Annotated in this window: 19 protein-coding genes; 13 read left to right on the forward strand and 6 right to left on the reverse strand. The window is 68.2% G+C overall.

What is annotated here, in order from left to right; translation table 11 throughout:
- Window positions 1-9: 9 nt before the first annotated feature.
- Both mfd and OTERR_RS07235 read right to left on the reverse strand, forming a co-directional pair.
- Window positions 10-3,456 carry a transcription-repair coupling factor gene (gene mfd, locus OTERR_RS07230; RefSeq protein ID WP_149426466.1) on the reverse strand — a complete coding sequence of 1,149 codons (3,447 nt, stop codon included), beginning with the start codon at window positions 3,454-3,456 and terminating at the stop codon, window positions 10-12.
- A gap of 169 nt (window positions 3,457-3,625) precedes the next feature.
- On the reverse strand, window positions 3,626-4,057 hold the full coding sequence (locus OTERR_RS07235; protein WP_149425297.1) for a DUF2721 domain-containing protein: 432 nt from the start codon (window positions 4,055-4,057) through the stop codon (window positions 3,626-3,628).
- Window positions 4,058-4,198: 141 nt separating this feature from the next.
- On the opposite strand from OTERR_RS07235, the gene OTERR_RS07240 reads away from it, so the two are divergent.
- Window positions 4,199-5,170: a TOBE domain-containing protein gene (locus tag OTERR_RS07240; RefSeq protein ID WP_149425298.1), complete on the forward strand. Its 972-nt coding sequence runs from the start codon at window positions 4,199-4,201 to the stop codon at window positions 5,168-5,170.
- Window positions 5,171-5,197: 27 nt separating this feature from the next.
- Here OTERR_RS07240 and OTERR_RS07245 read toward each other — a convergent pair whose 3' ends face one another.
- Both OTERR_RS07245 and OTERR_RS07250 read right to left on the reverse strand, forming a co-directional pair.
- Window positions 5,198-5,923 carry a dienelactone hydrolase family protein gene (locus OTERR_RS07245; protein ID WP_149425299.1) on the reverse strand — a complete coding sequence of 242 codons (726 nt, stop codon included), beginning with the start codon at window positions 5,921-5,923 and terminating at the stop codon, window positions 5,198-5,200.
- Between the two features lie 5 nt (window positions 5,924-5,928).
- Window positions 5,929-7,209 carry an MgtC/SapB family protein gene (locus OTERR_RS07250; RefSeq protein WP_246154387.1) on the reverse strand — a complete coding sequence of 427 codons (1,281 nt, stop codon included), beginning with the start codon at window positions 7,207-7,209 and terminating at the stop codon, window positions 5,929-5,931.
- A gap of 289 nt (window positions 7,210-7,498) precedes the next feature.
- Here OTERR_RS07250 and ispD point away from each other — a divergent pair, with 289 nt between their 5' ends.
- The 5 genes from ispD (at window position 7,499) to OTERR_RS07275 (ending at window position 13,681) form a co-directional block, all read left to right on the forward strand.
- Window positions 7,499-8,230, forward strand: coding sequence for a 2-C-methyl-D-erythritol 4-phosphate cytidylyltransferase (gene ispD, locus OTERR_RS07255; RefSeq protein WP_149425301.1), 732 nt, complete (start codon window positions 7,499-7,501; stop codon window positions 8,228-8,230).
- Window positions 8,231-8,255: 25 nt separating this feature from the next.
- On the forward strand, window positions 8,256-8,777 hold the full coding sequence (ispF, locus tag OTERR_RS07260) for a 2-C-methyl-D-erythritol 2,4-cyclodiphosphate synthase (protein WP_425466034.1): 522 nt from the start codon (window positions 8,256-8,258) through the stop codon (window positions 8,775-8,777).
- Window positions 8,778-8,810: 33 nt separating this feature from the next.
- On the forward strand, window positions 8,811-10,148 hold the full coding sequence (locus OTERR_RS07265) for a cyclic di-GMP phosphodiesterase (RefSeq protein ID WP_149425303.1): 1,338 nt from the start codon (window positions 8,811-8,813) through the stop codon (window positions 10,146-10,148).
- Window positions 10,149-10,328: 180 nt separating this feature from the next.
- Complete coding sequence (locus OTERR_RS07270) at window positions 10,329-12,836, forward strand: putative bifunctional diguanylate cyclase/phosphodiesterase (RefSeq protein WP_187775326.1); 2,508 nt, start codon at window positions 10,329-10,331, stop codon at window positions 12,834-12,836.
- Window positions 12,833-13,681: an HDOD domain-containing protein gene (locus OTERR_RS07275; RefSeq protein WP_149425305.1), complete on the forward strand. Its 849-nt coding sequence runs from the start codon at window positions 12,833-12,835 to the stop codon at window positions 13,679-13,681. Before OTERR_RS07270 ends, OTERR_RS07275 begins: the two co-directional genes overlap by 4 nt.
- Before the next feature lie 9 nt (window positions 13,682-13,690).
- On the opposite strand, the gene OTERR_RS07280 is transcribed toward OTERR_RS07275, so the two are convergent.
- Both OTERR_RS07280 and ompR read right to left on the reverse strand, forming a co-directional pair.
- Window positions 13,691-15,076 (reverse strand): ATP-binding protein, encoded by a 1,386-nt coding sequence (locus OTERR_RS07280; protein ID WP_054620653.1) that lies wholly within the window; start codon window positions 15,074-15,076, stop codon window positions 13,691-13,693.
- Window positions 15,073-15,843 carry an osmolarity response regulator transcription factor OmpR gene (ompR, locus tag OTERR_RS07285; protein WP_054620654.1) on the reverse strand — a complete coding sequence of 257 codons (771 nt, stop codon included), beginning with the start codon at window positions 15,841-15,843 and terminating at the stop codon, window positions 15,073-15,075. Before ompR ends, OTERR_RS07280 begins: the two co-directional genes overlap by 4 nt.
- A 221-nt stretch (window positions 15,844-16,064) precedes the next feature.
- On the opposite strand from ompR, the gene OTERR_RS07290 reads away from it, so the two are divergent.
- The 7 genes from OTERR_RS07290 (at window position 16,065) to OTERR_RS07320 (ending at window position 22,428) form a co-directional block, all read left to right on the forward strand.
- A complete protein-coding gene (locus OTERR_RS07290) occupies window positions 16,065-16,664 on the forward strand; it encodes a DUF3106 domain-containing protein (protein ID WP_054620655.1) in 600 nt (199 codons plus the stop codon).
- The gene (locus tag OTERR_RS07295) at window positions 16,661-18,313 is read left to right on the forward strand and encodes a DUF1800 domain-containing protein (RefSeq protein ID WP_223116019.1); all 1,653 of its coding nucleotides are present in this window, start codon (window positions 16,661-16,663) and stop codon (window positions 18,311-18,313) included. The genes OTERR_RS07290 and OTERR_RS07295 overlap by 4 nt, the downstream gene beginning before the upstream one ends.
- 10 nt (window positions 18,314-18,323) lie before the next feature.
- The gene (locus OTERR_RS07300) at window positions 18,324-19,547 is read left to right on the forward strand and encodes a DUF1501 domain-containing protein (protein WP_149425307.1); all 1,224 of its coding nucleotides are present in this window, start codon (window positions 18,324-18,326) and stop codon (window positions 19,545-19,547) included.
- 68 nt (window positions 19,548-19,615) lie between these two features.
- Window positions 19,616-20,338, forward strand: a complete 723-nt coding sequence (gene tsaB, locus OTERR_RS07305) for a tRNA (adenosine(37)-N6)-threonylcarbamoyltransferase complex dimerization subunit type 1 TsaB (protein WP_149425308.1) — start codon at window positions 19,616-19,618, stop codon at window positions 20,336-20,338.
- A complete protein-coding gene (gene rimI, locus OTERR_RS07310) occupies window positions 20,335-20,820 on the forward strand; it encodes a ribosomal protein S18-alanine N-acetyltransferase (protein ID WP_246154389.1) in 486 nt (161 codons plus the stop codon). Before tsaB ends, rimI begins: the two co-directional genes overlap by 4 nt.
- Window positions 20,817-21,626 carry a uracil-DNA glycosylase gene (locus OTERR_RS07315; protein WP_149425309.1) on the forward strand — a complete coding sequence of 270 codons (810 nt, stop codon included), beginning with the start codon at window positions 20,817-20,819 and terminating at the stop codon, window positions 21,624-21,626. The genes rimI and OTERR_RS07315 overlap by 4 nt, the downstream gene beginning before the upstream one ends.
- Before the next feature lie 145 nt (window positions 21,627-21,771).
- Window positions 21,772-22,428 (forward strand): LemA family protein, encoded by a 657-nt coding sequence (locus OTERR_RS07320; RefSeq protein WP_149425310.1) that lies wholly within the window; start codon window positions 21,772-21,774, stop codon window positions 22,426-22,428.
- Window positions 22,429-22,472: the final 44 nt, after the last annotated feature.

Genomic DNA, 22,472 nt, shown 5'->3' on the forward strand with positions numbered 1-22,472 from the left:
GCCGGTGCATCAGGCGGTCAGTTTCTTGAACAGGTCCTTTACCGCGGCCACTCGGTCGGCAAGGGTCGGGCAGGAGCGGGAAAGAGCGAGTTTATCCTGTCCGGCCAGCTTGTAGTTCCGGTCGGTCTGGATGAGGTTGATGATCTTGATCGGCTCGATGGGCGGATTCTTCGAAAATTCCGGGCTGAACTGCACCGTCACCTGTTCCCGGGTGGCATCGAGCTTTTGCACGCACAGGGGCTTGGCGAGCAGGCGCAGGCGGTGGGTGGCGAGCAGCGACTGGGCCTGGGCGGGCAGTTCGCCGAAACGGTCCACCAGTTCTTCCTGGAGGGCGCCGATCTCGTCGTCGGCCTCGCAGTTGGCCAGGCGCTTGTACAGCGACAGGCGCTCGTGCACGTCCGGGCAGTAGTCGTTGGGCAGCAGGGCCGGCACGTGCAGGTTGATTTCGGTGGCCACCCCCAGGGGCTGGGCCAGGTCCGGCTCGCGACCCTGCTTCAAGGCCGCCACCGCCCGGTTGAGCATCTCGGTGTACAGGTTGAAACCCACCTCCTGCATCTCGCCGGACTGGTTCTCGCCCAGCACCTCGCCAGCGCCACGGATTTCCAGGTCGTGCATGGCCAGGTAGAAGCCCGAGCCCAGCTCCTCCATCATCTGGATCGCTTCGAGGCGCTGCTTGGCTTGTTTGGTCAGGGCCTTTTCGTCGAATACCAGCAGGTAGGCGTAGGCCTGGTGGTGGGAGCGGCCGACCCGGCCGCGCAGCTGGTGCAGTTGGGCCAGGCCGAACTTTTCGGCCCGGTTGATGAGGATGGTGTTGGCGTTCGAAATGTCGATGCCGGTCTCGATGATGGTGGTGCACAGCAGCAGGTTGGCCCGGCCCTGGGTGAAGTCGCGCATCACCCGTTCCAGGTCTCGCTCCGGCATCTGGCCGTGGCCCACGGCGATGCGCGCTTCCGGCAGCAGCTTGGTCAGCTTCTCGCGCATGTTGTCGATGGTGTCGACCTCGTTGTGCAGGAAGTACACCTGGCCGCCGCGCTTGAATTCGCGCAGCACCGCCTCGCGGATGATGCCGTCGGAGAACTTGGAGACGAAGGTCTTGATCGCAAGGCGCTTCTGCGGCGCCGTGGCGATGGCCGAGAAGTCCCGCAGCCCTTCCAGGCTCATGGCCAGGGTGCGTGGGATCGGCGTGGCGGTCAGGGTCAGCACGTCAACCTCGGCGCGCAGGGCCTTCAGGGCCTCCTTCTGGCGCACGCCGAAGCGGTGTTCCTCGTCGATGATGACCAACCCCAGGTTGGGGAACTTCACGTCCTGCTGGATCAGCTTGTGGGTGCCGATCAGGATGTCGATCTTGCCCTCGGCCAGATCCTTCACCGCCTGGGCGGTTTCCTTGGCGGTCTTGAAGCGGGAAATCTCGGCGATCTTCACCGGCCAATCGGCGAAACGGTCGCAGAAGGTCTGGTAGTGCTGCTCGCAGAGCAGGGTGGTGGGGCACAGCACCGCCACCTGCTTGTTGCCGGCCACGGCCACGAAGGCGGCGCGCAGGGCCACCTCGGTCTTGCCGAAGCCCACGTCGCCGCACACCAGCCGGTCCATGGGCTTGCCCGACTTCATATCGTCGATCACCGCGGCGATGGCGGCGGCCTGGTCCGGGGTTTCCTCGAAGCCGAAACCGTCGGCGAAGGCGTCGTAGTCGCTGGCCTTGAAGGCGAAGGCATGACCCTGGCGGGCGGCCCGGGCGGCGTACAGCGCGAGCAGTTCAGCGGCGGTGTCGCGGGCCTGCTCGGCGGCGCGGCGCTTGGCTTTTTCCCACTGGCCCGAACCCAGGGTGTGCACCGGGGCGGCGTCCGGGTCGGCGCCGGAGTAGCGGGAGATGACGTGCAACTGGGACACCGGCACGTACAGCTTGGCGTCGTTGGCGTATTCCAGGTGCAGGAACTCGGTGTTGCCTTCCCCCAGGTCCAGGGTCACCAGGCCCAGGTAGCGGCCGATGCCGTGCTGCTCGTGCACCACCGGGTCGCCGACCTTGAGCTCGGTCAGGTCCTTCAGCCAGTTGTCCAGGCTGGCTTTCTTTTGCGCTGCCCGTTTGGCGCGGCGCGGGCTGCCGGCGTACAGCTCGGTCTCGGTGACGAAAGCCAGGGCGTCGCTGCCTGCACCAACGATGAAACCCGATTGCAGAGGGCCGACCCCCAGGGCCAGTTGGGGTGCCCCCGGGCTGGCAAAGGCCGCCAGATCGGCACTGGCCGCCGGCTTGAGGCCGTGCTCGGCGAACATCTCGTTGAGGGTTTCACGCCGGCCGGCGGATTCGGCCAGCAGCAGCACCCGCCCGGCAAAGCCGCCGGTAAACGCCTTCAGGGCGGTAAGCGGATCCTCGGCGCGGCGGTCCACCGCTACGGCTGGCAGGGATGCCGCCAGTTCTGCCGCGGCACTGACTGCCGGGCGCAGGGCCAGCCGCCCGTAGTTTTTTGCAGCGACAAAGAACGCCTCCTCGTTGAGGAAAAGCGTTTCCGGCGGCAGCAGGGGGCGGGCCTTGTCCCCCTGGAGGAGGTTGTAGCGCGACTGGGTGTCCCGGGCGAAGTCGCGGATGGCTTCGTCCACCGCGCCGTGCAGGCAGAACAGGGCGTCCTTGGGCAGGTAGTCGAACAGGGTGGCGGCGTCGCCTTCCTCGAAGAACAGGGGCAGGTAGTACTCGATGCCCGCCGAGGGGATGCCGTTGGAGATGTCCTTGTAGACCCCGGACTTGGCCGGGTCGCCCTCGAACACCTCGCGGAAGCGCTGGCGAAACAGCGTGCGCCCTCGGTCGTCCATGGGAAATTCCCGGGCCGGCAGCAGCTGCACCTCGGGCACCGGGTAGAGGCTGCGCTGGGAATCGGCGTCGAAGGCGCGCAGGGTCTCGATCTCGTCGTCGAACAGGTCGATCCGGTAGGGCAGCGGCGAGCCCATCGGGAACAGGTCGATCAGCCCGCCGCGGATCGAGTATTCGCCCGGGGAGACCACCTGGGTGACGTTGGTGTAGCCGGCCAGGGTGACCTGGGCGCGGAAGGCCTCGGCGTCGAGCTGCTCACCCTTCTTGAAGTGGAAGGTATAGGCCGCCAGGAAGGCCGGCGGGGCCAACCGCACCACAGCGGTGGAGGCGGGTACCAGCACCACGTCGAACTCGCCCTTGTACAGCGCCCACAGGGTGGCCAGACGCTCGGACACCAGGTCGTGGTGGGGCGAGAAGTTGTCGTAGGGCAGGGTTTCCCAGTCCGGCAGCAGTTTGACCCGCAGCCCCGGGGCGAACCAGGGGATTTCGTCGAGCAGGCGCTGGGCGTCCTGGGCCGAGGCCGTGACCACCGCCAGGGGGCGCTTGATGCGGGTGGCTGCCGCCGCCAGGTAAAGGGCGTCGGCGGAGCCGGGCAAGGAGGGGGCATCGGTACGCTCGCCGGGGGCGGGCAGGCGCGCCGGCAGGGCCGCCGCCATCAGGTCGAGCAGGGCGGATGCGGCGTTCGTCGCGGGGGAAGAGGCAGGGGCAGTCAACGCAAACCGGGCCCAGAGCGGATGCAGTGGGCCTAAAAAACGGGAAAGGCTGAATTATAGGCCCAGGGAGAAGGAGGGGCGTCCCCGCCCGTGGGGCGGTCTGAATGGAACGTTACGGCAGGTGGTGGGTGGCGTTGCTTACGGCCAGGAACACTTCACGCAGGAAAATACCCAGGCTGGCAATCAGGGCGACCATGGCCAGGATGAACAGCACGGCCACCATGCGGGCCAGGTCCACGGCCAGGAGCGCGCCGAGAAAGGCACCGGCCACCACCAGACAGACCAGCAGGGCGCCGGACACGGCGGCCAGGATGGCGAAATAGATGAGGCGGATGCGCCGCAGCAGGATGCGCAATTCCAGCCGGTCGGCGGCGGCATGGCCATCGGCCTTGTTCAGGCGGTCCTGCAGCAGACGGCGCCGGTCCACGTTGCGGCCGAGGCGCACGTTGAGGGTGGACACCAGGGTGGCGACGGCGGTGAGCAGGAATACCGGAGCAACCGCCAGCTGGATGACCCGGGAAATGTCGGAAAGATGGGATTCCATGGTTGTGGAGGCGCGACAGAGTTTTTGGCGAAGTTTGCTCCAGCTTAAGGTAAGGCCCGGGACAGCGGTCTAAAATTCGCTATTAATTTTGTATATAGCGATCCGCCTGCCCGGTGGATACGCACGCCAGGAGCCCGATACATGCCCTCGCCGTCCCGGCTTAATGCCCACGTTGCCCAAATTCCTCCACCCCCGGCGGGGTTTTCCCCGCCTCGTGCCCAGACCGTGCTGGCGCCGGGGGATCTGGCCCTGGGGCCCGTCCCCCTGGGCCTCCATCTCGAAGGTCGCTTCTGGCTGACCATCGGCGAGTCCGGCTATGCCGGTGAGGGCCGGGTGGCTCTGCTCGAAGCGATCGACCGGGAAGGCTCCTTGAACAAGGCGGCCAAGGCCCTGGGCCTGAGCTACAAGTCGGCGTGGGATGCCCTCCAGTTCCTCAATAATGCGGCGGGCGTGCCGCTGGTGACCGCCAGTACCGGCGGGCGCGGTGGCGGCGGCAGCCAGCTGACTTCGTCCGGACGCTGGCTGGTGGAGGTGTTCAATCGGGTGAAAAGCGTTCACCGCCAGTTTCTCGATGCCCTGGCCGCGGCGGTGGTGCGTAGCACGGCGGCGGGGGAGGGGGCCGGCGCTCCGGGCGCCCTGGAGCGCCTGTTCTTGCGCACCAGCGCCCGCAACCAATGGCTGGGGCGGATGGTGGCCCTGCATCAGGAGGGTATCTCGGTTCTGGTGGAGGTGGATCTGGGCGGTCCGCGCCTGCATGCCCGCCTGACCGCCGCCAGCGTCAGCGAACTGGGCCTGGAACCGGGCATGTCGGTCTGGGCCCTGGTCAAGGCCCAGGCGGTGCGGCTGGCGGCCCCCGACGAAATCGTGACGGGAGATGCACGGGCGCACAACCGCCTTTCCGGTCGTGTCCTCCCCGCGCCGCCGGTCGATGGCGGCGGTAGCGTCGATAGCGACGAACTGGAAGTCGCCCTGGCCCTCGACGGCGGTAATACGGTGCACGCCGTCCTGTCGCGGGCGCGGGCAGAGGCCTTGGGAGTGTCGGAGCGGGCCGAGGAACGGGAACTGCTGGCCGTGTTCGACCCGGCCCAGGTCATCCTCGGCGTGTTAGCTTAACCTTTGAGTGCACGCCTGGAGAGCGCCTTAGGGGTGTAACCAGCGCCGCAGCCAGGCGGTGACGGCCTGGGCCGTATCCTGGCGGCGCTGGCTGACAATCAGGTCGTGGGGCGCGTTGATCAGGGTCAGGGCGTGCTGGGCCGCGCTGGTTTCGGTGGAGGGGAGGGCCTCGCTATCGCCATGGCGGGCGTGCTCCTCGCCCACGTAAAGCAGTGGCACGCTTAGGTAGCCGAGGGCGTGGCGGCCCGCCTGGTCGATGAAGCCGTTGCGGCAGGCCAGCACCCGGCAAGCCCCCTGGCGGCTGGCGGTCAGCCGCAGCGCGGCGGGGGCGGCACCGCCGCTGGCGACGATGCCCAGCCCAAGCCCGCTCGGCAGGCCGAGGATGCGGCAGTCGTTGCCTTGCAGGTATTGCAGGCAGGAGGCCAGCCGGCTTTCGAGCAGTGCCACGTCGCGCAACAGGTCTGGATAGCGGGTGTCGTTGGGCGTCAGCAGGTCGATGCGGAAAACGGCATAGCCGGCGGCAAGCAGGGCTTGGCCGATGGCGTAGGGGCCGGCGTCGCGGAGGGAGGCCGGCTGCACCACCACGGCCAGCCCCAGGGGCGGCGCCGAGGCGGCCGGAAAGGCCAGCTCGCCGGCCAGTTGCGCCCCGTCGCTGCGCAGGGTCAGCGGGTAGCCGGTCGGCGTATCGAAGACGATGCTGGCAGGGTCTGATTCCGCCAGTGGTGGCACAGCGATTGCAGGCTGGGCGGTCATGATCCTTACCCCGCTATCCATGATGCGGTGCCTAGCCACCAGCCCCCGAGGCCGCCGATAGCCACGGCGCTGAAGCCGAGGGCCACCCGTTGCGCCAGTTGGCGCCCCGCCACGACCGTGACCACCGCCAGTTTGAAGCCCAGGTTCGCCAGCACGGCCAGGCCCACGGCGGTGACGGCCTGGTGAGCCGTGACCCGGTCCAGGCTGTACAGGCGCAGGCTGGACAGGGTGATAGCATCCACGTCGGTCAGACCCGAGGCCAGGGCCACCAGGTACAAGCCCCGGCTGCCGGCGATGTCGGCCAGCCAGGCCGAGAGGAACAGCACCACTGCATAGATGGCGCCGAAGGTCAGGGCCGTGCGGATTTCGGTGGGGTTGCGCAGTTCCAGCTCGGGGAGGTCGTCCTGGCGCCCCATGTGGCGCCACATCAGCACGGCCACCACCAAGCCGGCCAGGGCGCCGCCGAGCATTTGCGGCAGCAGGTCGCGCAGCAGGCCGGGCTGAACCACGGCGGTCAGGGTGCTGAGCCGTACCAGCACCACCAGGTTGGCGGTGAGGATGACGACCAGGGCCAGGCGGTTGAGGGTCGGCGTTTCCCGGCTATGGCGGGCATACACCAGGGTGGTCGCGGTGCTCGATACCAGCCCGCCCAGGACGCCGAGGAGCGGCGCGCCGTGGCGCTGTCCGGCAACGCGTAGGGCTCCGTAGCCGGCCAGGGAAACTCCGGAAATCAGCACCACCATCCACCACACCTGGTAAGGGTTGATGGCCTGGTAGGGGCCGAACCCCTGGTCCGGCAGGATCGGCAGGATGACCAGGGAGAGCACGGCGAACTGCAGGATGGAGATGATGTCCCGCTCGGTGAGCTTGCTGGTGAGGCGCTTCAACTGGGCCTTGAAGTAGAGCAGGACGGTGCTGACGATCGCCAGCATGACCGCCTGGGAGCGGAATTCGTCGTACCAGGCCATGGCGCCGAAGCCGAAGGCGAGCAGCAACGCCACTACCGAGGTGGTGCCCGGATCATTGGGATCGGGGCGAACCGAATAACTGGCGATCATCATCGCCGCGACCGCCAGCAGGCCGGCACCGATCAGCCAGGGGGCGTCGAAATGGCTGGCCAGCAGGGCGCATACGGCGCCAAGCAAGGCCGTCAGGCCGAAGGTGCGCAGACCTGCCCGGGACGTGGTGCGCCGTTCCCGTTCCAGGCCCATGAGCAGACCCAGCCCCAGGGCGGTAAGAAATCCCTGGGCGAATTCGAGGCCGACGTTGGTGAGTAGGGTAGTCACGATAGATAAAGCTTAGTGGATCGCCGCCCTGGGCGCACGGCGTGCCGGACGGCCGGGCGAAAGCCCCCGTTGATGAATGCGGAAAGTGGAAAAACGGCACCCGGTCGGGCGGATTTGATCTGGGTGCCGGGGGAAGTCCTGCCTGCTTCCGGTAGAATCGATGCTTGCCGTACCCGCGGTTCGACCGCCGGGCCAGTCGCCCGATTTTCCCTTGTCTGGCGCCCATTGTGCCCGAACCCAGCGCGCTCCCGCTCTCCGCCTGCCTGCGATCCTGACTTCACCGCTCCCCATGCCCGACCCCGTTACCGCTTCCGCCACGCCCGTTTCCGCCAAGTACTACGCCATCGTCCCGGCGGCGGGGCACGGCAGCCGCTTCGGTAGCGAAACCCCCAAGCAGTACCTGCCCCTGCTCGGGCGGCCCTTGCTCTACCACACTCTGGCGGTGCTCTGCGCCTGTTCGGCCATCGACCGGGTGATCGTGGTGCTGGCGCCGGACGACTCCTGGTGGGGCGCCTTCGAGTGGACTTCCCTCGGTGCCAAGCTGGAAACCGTGCGCCAAGGTGGGGCCACCCGGGCGGCCAGCGTCCAGGCCGGCCTGGCGGCGGCCGCTACCGCCGCCGCGGGTACTGACTGGGTGCTGGTGCACGATGCGGCACGGCCGTGCCTTTCCGCCGCCGCCCTTGGCCAGTTGCTGCAGACCCTGGCGGATGATCCGGTGGGCGGGCTGCTGGCGGTGCCGGTGGCCGATACCCTGAAACGCTCTGATCAGCGCGACCGGGTGGCCGCGACGGTGCCCCGGGACGGCCTGTGGCAGGCCCAGACGCCCCAGGTGTTCCGCTATGGCCTGCTCTGCGACGCCCTGGCCCGCTTTGCCGACGTTACCGACGAAGCCGGCGCCATGGAGGCCGCGGGCCACGTGCCCCGCCTGGTGCGGGGCGAACTGGCCAACCTGAAAGTCACCTATCCGGCCGACCTGGCCCTGGCCGAACGCCTGCTGGCGACGGCTCCCCGGGTCGGCTGATTTTCTTCCTGTTCAACTTTTCGGAATCCCTACTGTGCTCAGAATCGGACAAGGCTACGACATCCACGCCCTGGTGCCCGGGCGACCCCTCGTCATAGGCGGCGTCACCATCCCCTTCGACCGGGGCCTGCACGGCCACTCCGACGCCGATGTGCTGATCCATGCCGTCATTGACGCCCTGTTCGGCGCCGCCGGCCTGGGCGATATCGGCCGCCACTTCCCTGATACCGACCCCCGGTTCAAGGGGGCCGATAGCCGCGTACTACTGCGTGAGGCTATCGCCCGGGTAACCGCGGCTGGCTACGGCATCCTCAACCTGGATTGCACCGTGGTGGCCGAGGCGCCCAAGCTGGCGTCCTACATTCCGGCCATGGTGGCCAATATCGCTGCCGACCTGGGGCTGCCGGAAAAGGACGTGAACGTGAAGGCCAAAACCGCCGAGAAGCTCGGCCCGGTCGGTCGTGGCGAAGGCATGGAAGCCCAGGCCATCGTTCTCCTCGGCGAGCTGGCCGACGAGGATGAGCACGACCACGATCACGACCACTAAGCTCCTGCACGCTCCTCTTTTCCGGCTGTTTCCATGATCAAGAAAATCCCCGTTGCCCAGTTGCGGGTCGGCATGTTCGTCCACGACTTCAACGCTGGTTGGATGGACCATCCCTTCCTGTTCAACAAGCTGCTGATCAAAAGCGAGGGGGACTTGAACAAGGTGCGCAACAGCCGCATCAAGGAGCTGTTCATCGATACCGAGCGCGGTTTCGATGTGGAAGAGGACGTGGCTCAGGCCGATGCGGGCAGCACTCCGGCGGCGGTGGAGGCAGCCACGGCGACGGCGCCCGACCAATCCCCCGCGCCGGCGGAGGCCGTCGCGGCGGGAGACAAGCCGGCTGCCGATGCGGCGAGTGCCGCTTCGGACGGCGGGGCCCCCGGTGAGCGCGTGGCGGTGTCCCGGCCTTTGCCTGGCTATGCGGGAGCGGCTTCCGGGGTTTCCCTCGGGGCGGAAATGAGCCGGGCCCGGGCGGCTTTCGGCGAGGCCACCCGAGCTGTCCGTTCGGTGATGGACGACACCCGTGTCGGTCGGCAGGTCGAGCTGGCTCCGGTGCGGGCGGTCGTGGAAAAGATCACCGCCTCGGTGCTGCGCAACAGCCACGCCATCCTTACCCTGCGCCGCCTGCAGCAGCGGGTGGACGACTACACCTACAACCACTCGGTGGGTGTCTGCGCCATGCTGGTGGCCTTCGGCAAGTCCCTGGAACTGGACGAGACCATGCTGCATCAACTGGCCTTGGGCGGGCTGCTCCACGACGTGGGGCTGATGAAGCTGAGCAATGAACTGATTTCCAAGCCGGGCAAGCTGACCGACGACGAATTCAAGGTGGTGCGCTCCCATGTGGTGATGGGGCTGGATATTGCCGCTTCCCTGCCCGGGCTGCCGCGCCATGCCCTGGAAGTTCTGGCCGAACACCACGAACGGATCGATGGCACCGGCTACCCCAAGGGGCTGACCGGCGAGAACATCTCTTTGGCTGGGCGTATGTCCGCCATCGTGGACGTCTACGACGCCATGACCTCGCCCCGGGCGTATCGGGGTCCCACCCAGGCGGCGGACGCCGTGCGTCGCCTGTTCGAGGGCGGCGGAACCCTGTTCGACGCCGACCTGGTGAAAGCCTTCGTCAAAAGCGTCGGCATCTACCCGGTGGGTTCCTTGGTGCGGCTGGAAAGCAACCGCCTGGCGATCGTCACCGCCCTGCACCGGGACAACCTGCTCACTCCTTCGGTGCGGGTCATCTACGATGCAAAGCGCATGTATTACATCCCCCCCGAGGACATCGACCTGGCGCGTAATGCGGGGGAGCGCATCGCCGCCGCGGAGGATGCCGGTAAGTGGGGCATCGATGTCGCCCGCTTCCTGATCTGAGGGCTGGACGCGTCAAGTGGCCGGACGTACCAAGTCCATGCCTTGGTTTTTTCGCTCGCACCGGCGGGTTTCCCAACGTAATATCCATCGCTACAAAAAAGATCATGTGGAGAGGGAGACGCTTTGATCGAAACGAGGGATAGGGACAAGGACGATCGTCCCGTCGGCCATCGAGCGGAATTGGGCCTGCTGCACTTCGAGCAACTGGCCAACAATCTGCCGGAAAGCTTCTGGCTGATCGACATCGCAACCAAGCAGGTGGTGTTCGTCAACGAGGCTTACGAGCGCCTCTGGGGCGGACGCATGGAAGACCTGCGGCGCGACCGTTTTTCCTGGCTGTCCTGCGTCCATCCCGATGATCGGCCCCGCTTGCGCCGCGTCATCGCCGAGAACCGCTTCGGCGGTGTCAACGAGACCCTGCGAGCCCTGCACCCCGATGGCAGCGTGCGCTGGCTGCAACTGCGCAGCTTCGCCATGGCCGATGATCACGGCCGCATCCACAGTGTTGGCGGCATTGCCCTCGACATCACCCAGGTGGTGGCCCAGCGCGATGAACTCTCGGCCAGCATCGCCATCAACCGCTCGATTCTCGATGCCCTGCCGGCTCACATCGCCCTGCTCGATCAGGACGGATGCATCCTCGCCGTGAATGCCGGCTGGCGCCAGTTCGCCGAAGAGAACGACTATCCTGACGATACGGCCGGGGTTGGACTCAACTATCTGAGCCTGTGTGCCAGTAGCGGCGTGGCAACCGCCGAGAGTTCCGCCCATATCGAGGCCGGCCTGCGCGCGGTGCTCGACGGGCGGCAGAGCGAGTATTCCACCGTCTATCCCTGCCATGGCAACACTACCGAGCGCTGGTTCCGCCTGCTCGCGACCCCGTTGCATAACCCGGGGCGTGGGGCGGTGGTGATGCATATCAACGTCACCGAGAGCGTCAAGGCCGAGCGCCAGCTGGCCCAGGCGGCCCACTACGATGCCTTGACCGGGCTCCCCAACCGCCTGCTGGTGAAGGACCGGATCGAGCAGGCCCTGGCGGCGGCCAACCGCCAGCACACCAAGGTGGCGGTGCTGGTGATCGACCTGGACCGTTTCAAGCTGGTGAACGACACCTTTGGCCACGGCGTCGGTGATGCCTTGCTGGTGGCCGCGGCGGACCGTATCGCCACAGCGCTGCGGGAAAGCGACACCGTGGGCCGCATGGGTGCCGACGAATTCGCGATCGTCATTCCCGACCTGGAGTCGAGCGAAGATGCCGCCATGGCGGCCCAGCGCATCATGGATGCCCTGGCCCGGCCAATCCACGCCGAGGGGCAGGAGCTGTACGCCCAGGCCAGCGTGGGCATCGCCCTTTTTCCCGAGGATGGTTCCGAGGCGCAAACCCTGATCCGCAACGCGGATACCGCCATGTACCGGGCCAAGGAGGTGGGGCGCAACAACCTGCAGTTCTATACCGCATCGCTGAATGCCCGGGCCCAGGGGCAACTGCAGATGGTGATCGATCTGCGCCGCGCCCTGGAACGTGATGAGTTCTGCCTCCACTACCAGCCCAAGGTCAGCTGTGTCAGCGGCGAGATCGTCGGCTTCGAAGCCCTGCTGCGCTGGCAGCACCCCACCCTGGGGCTGGTGCCGCCGGACCGCTTCATCCCCTTGCTTGAAGACACCGGCGGCATCATCCCAGTGGGTGCCTGGGTGTTGCGCCAGGCCTGCGACCAGGCTGTCGCCTGGCATCGCCTCGGCGTCGGCACCCCTTCGGTGGCGGTTAACCTTTCGGTACGCCAGTTGCAGCAAAGCGATCTGGTCGCCCTGATCCGGGATGAGTTGGCACGTTCCGGTCTGGACCCAGCGGCCCTGGAGCTGGAGATCACCGAGAGCATGCTGATGCACAACGTCGAGGACTCCATCGCCACCCTGGACGCCTTGAAGCAGTTGGGCGTACGGATTTCGGTCGATGACTTCGGCACCGGCTACTCGAGTCTGTCCTACCTGAAGCGCTTTCCCCTCGATTCGGTCAAGGTGGATCGCAGCTTCGTCCAGGACATCGTCGCCGACCCCGGCGACGTTTCGATCACCCGGGCGGTGATTACCCTGGCGCACAACCTCAAGCTGCGTGTGGTGGCCGAAGGGGTCGAAACCGAAGCCCAGTTGGCGCTGCTGGCCAGCAACGGCTGCGACGAGATCCAGGGCTACTACTTCAGTCGACCGATACCGGTCGCCGAGACCGAGGCCATGCTGCTCGCCGGCCGCTGTCTGCCCGCCAACCTGTTGCACGCGCATGGAACCCATTTGCCGGCCGCCGAAGCATTGCCGAGCCTGGCCGTGCCGGCTGCGCCGATGTCCACTCCGACGACGGGTGGCCTGCAAGGATTGCTGAGCCGAACGGTGCTGGATGTGACCCAGGAGGTACTGAATTTCTTCCCTTGGCCGATGCTCGGGGTGGATGAAAACGGTCTGGTGATCGCCATCAACCCGCAAGCCGGAAACTGGCTTGGCAATGCCGCCTTGCTTGGCGAAGCTGCCCGGGATTGCTTGCCAGAACCCCTGCTCGGCATCCTGGCTCTGCGCGATTCCCGCCCCCGCCGGGTGATCATCGCCCACCATGCCCATCATGTATTTTGTCGCCCCCTGGGTACTGCCGAGCAGCCCCGTGGGTGGCTGTTGATTGCCTTGCCTGAGGAGCGCTCATGACCTTGAGTCCATTGACCCTGCCCGAACTGGAGGGCAGCCTGGGGCGCCTGCCTTCCATGCCCGCGGTCGTTACCGAATTGCTGTTGCGCCTGGAAGATCCCGATCTCGACACCCGTCAACTGGCCCACGATATTGCCCGGGACCAGTCCTTGGCAGCGAAGACCCTGCGCATCGCCAACTCGCCGTTCTATGGTTTGCGCGGCCGGGTGGCCAGCATTCAGGACGCGGTCACGATCCTGGGACTGCATACGGTCCGTACCCTGATGCTGGCGGCCGCGGCGGGTGAAACCCTGGGGCGTCTCAAGGCCGAAGGCCTGGACACCACCACGTATTGGCGCCACTGCACGGCGACGGCCATCCTGGCCCGAATTCTGGCGGTGCGGGCCCGGGCCAATCCGGAAAGCGCCTTTGTTGTCGGGCTGCTCCACGATATCGGTCGCCTGGTCATCGCCACCAATTTTCCTACCCACTACCGGGCGGTACATGAGCGTTCCAAGGCCGAATCCCTATCGCTGCTGGAGGCGGAGCGGCTCTGTCTGGGAATCGATCACGTCCAGGTCGGTGAACTGCTGGCGCGGCGCTGGGTGTTTCCGCTGACGATCGTCGAGGGCATCGCCGGGCATCATGCGCCGGAAAAATGGGGACATCAGCCCTTGGCCGCCGTGGCCAGCCTGGCCGACAGCGGTGCCCATGAGCTGGGCAAGAATCTGCCCGGAGCATGGACGCCGCCACCCCGTTCCGACTATGCCTGGGCCGCCCTCAACCTTGATGATGCCGCCTGGGCTGCGATCCTGGCCGAGGCTGGGCCGGCCGCGGAAGAGTTTTCGCAGGTTTTTGTGGCATAAACCGCCTGTTCAGGCGCGCCGCGGCAGACTGATCCGGGCGCGCAGGCCGCCCCCCTCGCGGGGGAGCAGATCGAGGCGGCCACCGTGGGCCCGGGCCGCGGCATCGACGATGGCCAGGCCCAGCCCGGTGCCGGATACGCCCCCCCGGGCGGCATCGCCGCGCATGAAGGGCCGCTTCAGGGTTTCCGCCAGGGCCGGGTCGATGCCCGGGCCCCGATCGAGGACTTCCAGTACCACCTGGCGTTGCCGGCCGCTGCCTTCTTCGCTCAGGCGGAAGGTCAGGCCGGCGGGCGCCGTGTCGGCCGGATCGGTGCTGCCGGCGTAGCGGCGGGCGTTTTCTCCCAGGTTGGTCAAGGCCCGTTCGAGTACCCGGCGCTTGAGGGGCAGGGGGGCGACCGTCGCCAGCTCCACGTCCGCCTCGGGAAAGCGCCGGGCCACAGCCGCCACGATTTCGCCCGGATCGCTTTGCACCGGCGTTTCCTCGCGCACACCGCGGGCGTAGTCGAGGAATTGGCTGAGCAGGCCATCCATGGTTTCCACGTCGGCAACCATGCCGCTCTTCAGACCGTCGTCGCTGGTACTCATCTCCAGGGCCAGGCGCAGCCGCGCCAGGGGAGTGCGCAGGTCGTGGGAGATGCCGGCCAGCACCTGGGCGCGCTCGTCCTCGACAGTAGCCAGATCGGCGCTCATGCGGTTGATGGCCTGGGCCAGCACAGCCAGTTCGAGGGGGCCGTCGTCGGTCAGCGGTGCCGGCCGTTCGCCCCGGCCCACCGCAACACAGGCCCGAGCCATGTCGGCCAGGGGGCGTCCGACCCGGGCGACGATGGACCAGGCGCCGGCGAGGGCGAAGGTGAGGGCCAGGGCGCCCCACCCGAGCCATTCCCAGGGGGTGCGCCGCCGTGCCCGCTCTTCAGGCAGCACCACCCAGTATTCGTCCTCCGGGTCGTCGGCGGCGACGTGAAAGCTGGTCCACAGGCCGTCCTCACCATTCAGGGCGATGGCGATGCGGGTGGAAAAACCCAGTTCCAGGCGTACCTGGTTGGCGTAGGTGTTGAAAAAGAAGTTGTCTGGCAGCGGCGTCAGGTCATCGCTCTCGTCGGCCGGTACTACCCGGATGCCTTCGCGCAGGGCTAGGTCGTCGAGCAGCGCCAGGCGCTCGCTGGGGGCGGCGTGGAGCAGGGCGGAGCGGGTCAGGTTGACCACGCTGGTGGTCAGCTCGGCCAGTTGCCGGGCTCGAGGCTCCCGTTCCGAATAACGCAGCAGCAGGGCCCAGCTGGTCACCGCCAGGATCAGCACCAGGGCGATCAGCAGGAAGGTGCGCCAGAGCAGGGTGCGCGGCCACAATTGGGCCCAGTAGAGGCGCCAGCGCGGCAGGGAGGGGGCGGGGCCGCTCACGGCGCCGGAGCGGGGGCGGCCGGTGCGGCGCTCGCAGGTGGGGAGCTTCCCGCTTCGTCCGGCACGAACACGTAGCCGAAGCCCCACACCGTCTGCAGGTAACGGGGGCTGGCCGGATCGGGCTCCACCAGCTTGCGCAGGCGCGAAACCTGGACGTCGATGGCCCGGTCGAAGGGACCGTGCTCCCGGCCCCGTGCAAGCTGGGTCAGGCGATCCCGGGAGAGGGGCTGGCGCGGGTGTTCCATGAGCACCTTGAGCACGGCGAACTCGCCGGTGGTGAGCCGGGTCACTTCGCCCTGGCGGCTGATCTGGCGGGTGGACATATCCACCTCCACGTCGCCAAAGGTGACGGTGCCGGGTTTGGTCGCCGGGGCGCCCGGGGGCGGCAGTCCGCGCCGGCGCAGCACCGCCTGGATGCGCGCTACCAGCTCCCGGGGGTTGAAGGGCTTGGGCAGATAATCGTCGGCGCCCATTTCCAGGCCGACGATGCGGTCGATCTCGTCGCCCTTGGCGGTGAGCATGAGGATGCCCAGCTGGGGGTCGGCGGAACGCAGACGGCGGCAGATGGATAGACCGTCCTCTTCCGGCAGCATCAGGTCGAGCACCAGCAGGTCGAAGGCTTCCCGGGCGAGCAGCTTGTCCATGGCCGGGGCGGCGTCGGCGGCCTTGACGGTGAAACCCTGTTCGGTGAGATAGCGGGTCAGCAGGTCGCGCAGACCCCGGTCGTCGTCCACCACCAGGATGCGTTTGGGCGTAGTCGTATTCATGGCTGGCATCGTAGCGCGCCCGATGCCGGGCGGGTAGGGTGGCGAACGGACCGGGGGGCGGAGAATCGTCAGCAGGTGTTTCGAAACTACCCGCGTGTCACATTTTCTTACAACTGGATGCAGCCCGGGAAAGCGCGACCGGCAGGGCTCCCGCTAAGATGAGTCCATACGCTACGACCGGCCCGCGCCGCTTGGCCCGACCGGTGTCCTTGGAGCCCCCAATGTCTTCCCCCCGTTTTCTTCCCTTTTCCGGCAGCGTGCTGCGTCAGACGGCCCTGGCCTGGGGATTGGCCGCCAGCCTCGGCAGTGTGCCGGTGCTGGCCCAGGCGGCCGGTATGCCGCCGCCCCCTCCGGGCAGCACGGCCGTCGCTCCACCTGCACCGCCCCCCGCCGTGACGGGGCAGGGCGGAGGCGCGCCCCAGGTCGACCTGGAGCGCTGGAAGCGCATGACGCCGGAAGAGCGCAACGCCGAGAAGGAACGGCTGCGCGGCAAGTGGCAGCAGATGAGCCCGGCCGAGCGCCAGGCAGCCCGCCAGGCGATGCGCGATCGGTTCGATTCCCTGTCTCCCGAGCAGCGTCAGGAGTTGCGCCAGCAGTTGCGCACCGAAGGACGGGACGAGTGGCAGAAGTTGTCGCCGGAAGAGCGCCAGTCGAAGCGTGAGGCGGTGCGTGAGCGCTGGCAGGCCATGCCGCCGGAAGAGCGCCAGCAATTGCGCGACCAGTTGCGCGAACGCCACGCCCAGGAACGGCCTCCGGCCAAAGGTCCGGGCCGGGGCCCCGAGCGGCGCGATCCGGCCGAGTCTCCCCGGCCCAGGCCATGAGCGCCTCCGGGATGTCCGCCAAGCGCTGCGCCGTCGGCGCGCATGTGAGCCGCCGCCGTTGGTTGCAGCGTGCCGGAGCGGGTGTCCTGGGACTTACCCTCGCCTTGTCCCTGACCCGGAGTATCTCCGGGGCATGGGCGGCCGAACGCCGGGAGGCCGGCGCGCCCCTGGGTATCGCCGGGGCCCGTCACCTGCTGGCCCGCACCGGCTTTGGCGGTCGCCCGGCCGATGTCGCCGCTTACGCCAAGCTGACCCGGTTGGCGGCCGTCGAACGCCTGCTGGCGGATACACCGACGTCGCCGCTGCGTGCTCCGCCGGCCGCGGCGCTGGACTACTTTTCGCCCCAGCGCCTCAAGGAAATGCGCGAGGAAGACCGCAAGGCCTTCCAGCAGGAGCGTTTTCGCGTCGGCGCCGAACTGCGCGCCTGGTGGCTGCAGGAGATGGTCGAGGCCGAAGCCCCCCGGGCCCTGGTCGAGCGGCTGACCCTGTTCTGGCACAACCATTTCGTTTCCAGTGACCAGAAGGTGCATGCCCACGCCCTGATGGCCCGGCAGAACCTGCTGCTGCGCGAGAACGCCCTGGGTAATTTCGCCGACCTGCTCCACGCCGTAGGCAAGGATCCGGCCATGCTGGTGTACCTGGACGGCGCCCAGAATCGGCGCGAAAACCCCAACGAGAATTTCGCCCGGGAGGTGATGGAGCTGTTCACCCTGGGCCGCGGCCACTACCAGGAAACCGACATCCGCGAGGCTGCCCGGGCCTTTACCGGTTGGAGCCTGGAGCCCGACAGCGGTGCCTTCCGCTGGCGCCCCGCCTTTCACGATACGGGTAGCAAGACGGTGCTTGGCCGCAGCGGCAATTTCAACGGCGACCAGGTGCTCGACATCCTGCTCGCCCAGCCGGCTTGTGCCGACTTCATTGCTGCCAAGCTGTGGCAGGAATTCGTGGCGCCGCCCCGGGACGATCCGGCCGAGGCGCGAGAGATCCAGCGTCTTGCCGAGGTGCTGCGCCGCAGCGGCTACGATCTGCGCCAAACCCTGCGCGCGCTGCTCCTCTCCGAGGCTTTCTGGGCACCGCGGAACCGGGGTGTGCTGGTCAAGTCGCCGGTGGACCTGGTGGTGGGCACGGTGCGCAGCCTGGACGTGACCGTACCCGACGCCCTGCCGCTGGCCTTCATCGTGCGCAACCTGGGCCAGGACCTGTTCGCTCCGCCCAACGTGCGCGGCTGGTCCGGCGGCGAGGCCTGGATCAATTCCTCCACCCTGCTGGCGCGCAAGGCCTTTCTTGAGCGGCTGCTGCGCGGCGAGGACTACGTGGAACCCTTGCGCCGCTTCGACGGCCAGGACGCCCGCTTCGACGAGGCGACGCCGCTGATGAAACGGCGCACCGCCCAATTGCGCGAGGCCTTCGGCCAGGTTGGCGGGCGCATGGACGGGGAGGCCCGCTTCCGCCTGGTGGCGGCCTGGTCGGCGATCCGGGTCGATAGCCGCCGCCTGCTCACCCGCTTTCCCGAGCGCGCCCAGCTCGAAGCCGCCCTGCTGGCCTTGCCGCCAGTCAATGCCGCCGCGGCCGGCACCATGACCGGGGATGGCCCAGGGCTGGCCCTGATCCGCACCCTGGCCCTGGATCCGGCCTACCAACTGACCTAGGAAGCCCGCCATGGACCGCCGCACCTTTCTCTTCGGCCTGGGCGCCGCCGGGCTGACCGTCCTGAACGCCACGGCCCATGCGGCTCCCCAGGCAGGCATCGCCAAGAGGGCCGCCAATGCTGGGGCTCTGGGCCTGGTCCCGGGAACGCCGCGCTACGGGCGGCTCCTGGTCCTGGTCGAACTCAAGGGCGGCAACGACGGCCTCAACACCGTGGTGCCCTATGCCGATCCTCGCTACGCCGCCCTGCGCCCCCGGCTCGCCCTCAAGCGCGAGCAGGTGCTGCCCCTGAGCGAGAGCATCGGACTGCACAACGCCCTGGAGGCCCTCCTGCCCCTGTGGCAGGCCCGGCAATTGGCGGTGGTGCAAGGCGTCGGCTACCCGGACCCGGATCTGTCCCACTTCCGCTCCATCGACATCTGGGAAACCGCCTCCAGCGCCCATGAAACCCGCAGCGACGGCTGGCTGGCCCGTACCTTCGCCACGGCGCCGGTGCCTGCCGCCTTCGCCGCCGACGGCGTGGTGCTCGGCGCTGCCGACATGGGGCCGTTCGAGGGGCCGGGCAGCCGGGCCATCGCCCTGGCCAACGCCGACCAGTTTCTGCGCCAGGCCCGTCTTGCTCAGCCCGGTGGCGAGGCTGCCCGGGCCAATCCGGCACTCGCCCACTTGCTCAAGGTCGAGCAGGACGTCAGCGCCGCCGCCAGCCACCTGGCCGGCGCCGTCACGGCCAGCCGCTTGGCTACCGTCTTCCCCGGCGGTCCCTTCGGCCAGGCGGTGAAAACCGCCTGCCAACTGGTTGCCAGCAATGCCGGGGTGGCCTGCCTGCGCCTGACCCTGAACGGCTTCGACACCCACCAGAACCAGCTCGGCGCCCAGGCCGGCCTGCTCAAGCAGCTCGGGGAGGGGCTCGCCGCCTTGCAGGCGGGCCTGAGCGAACTCAACCATTGGAACGATACCCTGGTGCTGACCTACGCCGAATTCGGCCGTCGCCCCAAGGAAAACCAGTCCGGCGGCACCGATCATGGCACCGCCGCGCCCCATTTCGTCCTCGGCGGCCGGGTCGCCGGCGGGCTCTACGGCGCCGCTCCGGCCCTGGATCGCCTCGACGGCAACGGCAACCTGCCGTTCGCCGTGGATTTCCGCCAGCTTTACGCCACCGCCCTGGACAACTGGTGGGGCATTCCCTCCCGGGACATTCTGGGTGGCCGTTTCGCCCCGCTGCCGCTACTCGCCTGAATTGGCGCCGTTCTCCGGGCGGCGCGCCGGAGTGCGGCGGGGGAGGGCACGGGGTACAATCCGCCCCCATGAAACTGCTTGCCCTGGATACCACCACCGAGGCCGGCTCCTGCGCGCTCTGGCTCGATGGCCGGGTGATCGAGCGGGACTGCCCGGCCGGTCGTTCCCATTCCGAAACCCTGCTGCCCCTGGTGCGCGAGTTGCTGGGCGAAGTCGGGGTGGCCTTTGCCGACCTGGATGCGATCGCCTACGGTGCCGGTCCCGGGGCGTTTACCGGTCTGCGCGTGGCCTGTGCCGTGGCCCAGGGGCTGGCGGTGCCCTTCGACCTGCCGGTGGTACCGGTGGGATCCCTGCTCACCCTGGCCACCGCCTGTGCGGCGGCCAGCGGAGCCGGGCAGGTGCTGGCGCTGCTCGATGCGCGCATGAACGAGGTATACGTCGGGCGCTACCGGCGCAATGCGGAGGGCGGGCTCGAACCCCTAAACGACGATCGGGTCTGCGCTCCGGACCAGGTGGCGCTGCCCGACCCGGCGACGGGCTGGGTGAGCACCGGCAACGCGCCGGGCGCCTACCCGGTCCTGGCCGAGCGCCTGGCGGCCCTGGGCATCGTCCATCACGCGGCCTTGCCAGGTGCCGCCACCGTGGCCCGGCTGGCGGCCGCCCGGCTGGCGGCGACGACGCCCGAGCAGTGGCCGTCACTATTCGATGCCGCCCTGGCCGCGCCGGTGTACGTGCGCGACAAGGTGGCCTTTACCGTGGCCGAACGTCTCGCCCAAGGGGGTAAGGCGTGACCGATCGGGCCGCTCTGGCCGCCGAAACCCGGCTGCTCGCGCCGATGGGCGAGGCCGATCTGGACGCGGTGCTGGCCATCGAAACTGCCGCCGCGGCCTTTCCCTGGCTGCGGGGCCATTTTGCCGATTCGCTCAAAGCCGGCTACAGCGGCTGGGTGCTGCGGCTCGGCGGCGAGATTGTCGGCTTTGCCATGGTCATGGCGGCGGTAGACGAGGCCCACCTGCTCAACATTGCCGTTGCTCCGGCACTGCACCGGCGCGGCCTGGGCCGCTGGCTGCTGATCAAGGTGATGGACGCGGCCCGCCAGGCGGGCCTGTTCTCGATGCTGCTCGAAGTGCGCCCCTCCAATCTTGGGGCCGTGGCCCTGTACCAGGACCTGGGATTCGTCGAGATCGGCCGGCGCAAGGGCTACTACCCAGCGGCCGACGGTCGTGAGGATGCCATCGTGATGCAGCGCGCCCTGGTGGAGACCCAGGCATGAAACCCGTTCTGCTCAGCCGCGAGGCCTTGCTTGCCGAAATGGGCATTTCCCCGGTGTGGGTGCCGCGCCAAGGCGACGGCGCCGATACGGCGGCGTCGCCTGCCGACGAGGCCACCCAGGCGGCGCTCCAGGCCACGCCCGAGATGGCCGCTCCCGCCCCGGCGGCGCCCTCGCGCGCCACACCGCCTGCGGCGGCCCGGGGAACTGGAGGACCGGCCACGGTTGCTGAAATTCCGCCGGGCCTGTCCTGGCCCGAACTGCGCCAGACGATTGCCGCCTGCCGGGCCTGCGGCCTGTGCGAACAGCGCACCCAGACCGTACCCGGGGTGGGAGACGAGCAGGCCGACTGGCTGTTCATTGGCGAGGGCCCGGGCGCCGACGAGGACGCCCAGGGCGAGCCCTTCGTCGGCCAGGCCGGCAAGCTGCTCGATGCCATGCTGGCGGCCATCGACCTGAAGCGCGGCGACGACGTCTACATCGCCAACGCGGTGAAGTGCCGTCCGCCCGGCAACCGTACCCCGGAACCGGCGGAAATGGCGGCCTGCCGGCCGTTCCTCACCCGCCAGATCGAGCTGCTCCAGCCCAAGCTGCTGGTGCTGCTCGGCCGTGCCGCCGCCGACAGCGTGCTCGGCCTGGAAAAGCCCCTGGCCGCCCTGCGCGGCCGGGTGCACGAGTACCAGGGCATTCCCGTGGTGGTGACCTATCATCCGGCCTATCTGCTGCGCAACCTGCCGGAAAAGGCCAAGGCCTGGGAAGACCTGCTGTTCGCCCGGCGCACCATGGCCAAGCTGAAATCCGGCGGTTGAACGGCCCGACGGGCGTGCGCAGCGCCTTCCCCCCACTTGCAGGATTGCCATGGCGCCCCTACCTTGGGTGTAGCCTAGGCCGATGTCCTGAGGCGGCTGTGGTTTTGCGTTGTCCTGCCGCCCGCCATTCTTTTCCGGAGGTTCCATGCCTGCTCGCCTGATCGCCCTCATCCTCGTTGCCGTCTCCCTGCTCTCGGGCTGCGGCTACAACCAGTTCCAGACCCTGGACGAGCAGTCCAAGGCCGCCTGGTCCGAAGTCGTCAACCAGTACCAGCGCCGCGCCGACCTGGTGCCCAACCTGGTCAACACGGTGAAGGGCTACGCCTCCCACGAGAAGGAGGTGCTGACCCAGGTGACCGAGGCCCGGGCCAAGGTGGGCAGCCTCCAGGTGACGCCGGAACTGGCCAACAACCCGGAAGCCCTGGCCAAGTTCCAGCAAGCCCAGGGGGAACTGTCCTCGGCCCTGTCGCGCTTGCTGGTGGTGTCCGAGAACTACCCGCAACTGAAGGCCGACGCCGCTTTCCGCGATCTGCAGGCCCAGCTCGAAGGCACCGAGAACCGCATTGCCGTGGCGCGTAACCGCTATATCCAGTCGGTGCAGGCCTACAACACGGCGGTGCGCACCTTCCCCAACAATCTCACCGCCATGGCCTTCGGCTATCAGCCCAAGGCCAATTTCAGCGTCGAGAACGAGAAAGCCATTTCCACGGCGCCGACGGTCAATTTCGGCGCGCCGGCTCCTACTCCCGCTCCGGCGGCCCCGGCCAAGGCGCCGGGAACGGCACCGGCCTCGGGCTACTGAGTTGTCCGCTCCGGCCATGGTCGCTTGCCCCGGCCCTGCAGTGG

Origin of the sequence: Oryzomicrobium terrae, from assembly GCF_008274805.1 — a bacterium.
In the GTDB taxonomy this organism is placed as follows: Bacteria; Pseudomonadota; Gammaproteobacteria; order Burkholderiales; family Rhodocyclaceae; genus Oryzomicrobium; species Oryzomicrobium terrae.

What these genes read in the sequence shown, in the direction of transcription:
- ispD (WP_149425301.1), top strand. Translation starts at nt 7,499, where the DNA reads ATGCCCGACCCCGTTACCGCTTCCGCCACGCCCGTTTCCGCCAAGTAC.
- OTERR_RS07240 (WP_149425298.1), top strand. Translation starts at nt 4,199, where the DNA reads ATGCCCTCGCCGTCCCGGCTTAATGCCCACGTTGCCCAAATTCCTCCA.
- OTERR_RS07235 (WP_149425297.1), bottom strand. Translation starts at nt 4,057, where the DNA reads ATGGAATCCCATCTTTCCGACATTTCCCGGGTCATCCAGCTGGCGGTT.
- tsaB (WP_149425308.1), top strand. Translation starts at nt 19,616, where the DNA reads ATGAAACTGCTTGCCCTGGATACCACCACCGAGGCCGGCTCCTGCGCG.
- OTERR_RS07300 (WP_149425307.1), top strand. Translation starts at nt 18,324, where the DNA reads ATGGACCGCCGCACCTTTCTCTTCGGCCTGGGCGCCGCCGGGCTGACC.
- OTERR_RS07320 (WP_149425310.1), top strand. Translation starts at nt 21,772, where the DNA reads ATGCCTGCTCGCCTGATCGCCCTCATCCTCGTTGCCGTCTCCCTGCTC.
- OTERR_RS07315 (WP_149425309.1), top strand. Translation starts at nt 20,817, where the DNA reads ATGAAACCCGTTCTGCTCAGCCGCGAGGCCTTGCTTGCCGAAATGGGC.
- OTERR_RS07290 (WP_054620655.1), top strand. Translation starts at nt 16,065, where the DNA reads ATGTCTTCCCCCCGTTTTCTTCCCTTTTCCGGCAGCGTGCTGCGTCAG.
- OTERR_RS07295 (WP_223116019.1), top strand. Translation starts at nt 16,661, where the DNA reads ATGAGCGCCTCCGGGATGTCCGCCAAGCGCTGCGCCGTCGGCGCGCAT.
- mfd (WP_149426466.1), bottom strand. Translation starts at nt 3,456, where the DNA reads ATGGCGGCGGCCCTGCCGGCGCGCCTGCCCGCCCCCGGCGAGCGTACC.
- OTERR_RS07245 (WP_149425299.1), bottom strand. Translation starts at nt 5,923, where the DNA reads ATGACCGCCCAGCCTGCAATCGCTGTGCCACCACTGGCGGAATCAGAC.
- ompR (WP_054620654.1), bottom strand. Translation starts at nt 15,843, where the DNA reads ATGAATACGACTACGCCCAAACGCATCCTGGTGGTGGACGACGACCGG.
- OTERR_RS07275 (WP_149425305.1), top strand. Translation starts at nt 12,833, where the DNA reads ATGACCTTGAGTCCATTGACCCTGCCCGAACTGGAGGGCAGCCTGGGG.
- OTERR_RS07265 (WP_149425303.1), top strand. Translation starts at nt 8,811, where the DNA reads ATGATCAAGAAAATCCCCGTTGCCCAGTTGCGGGTCGGCATGTTCGTC.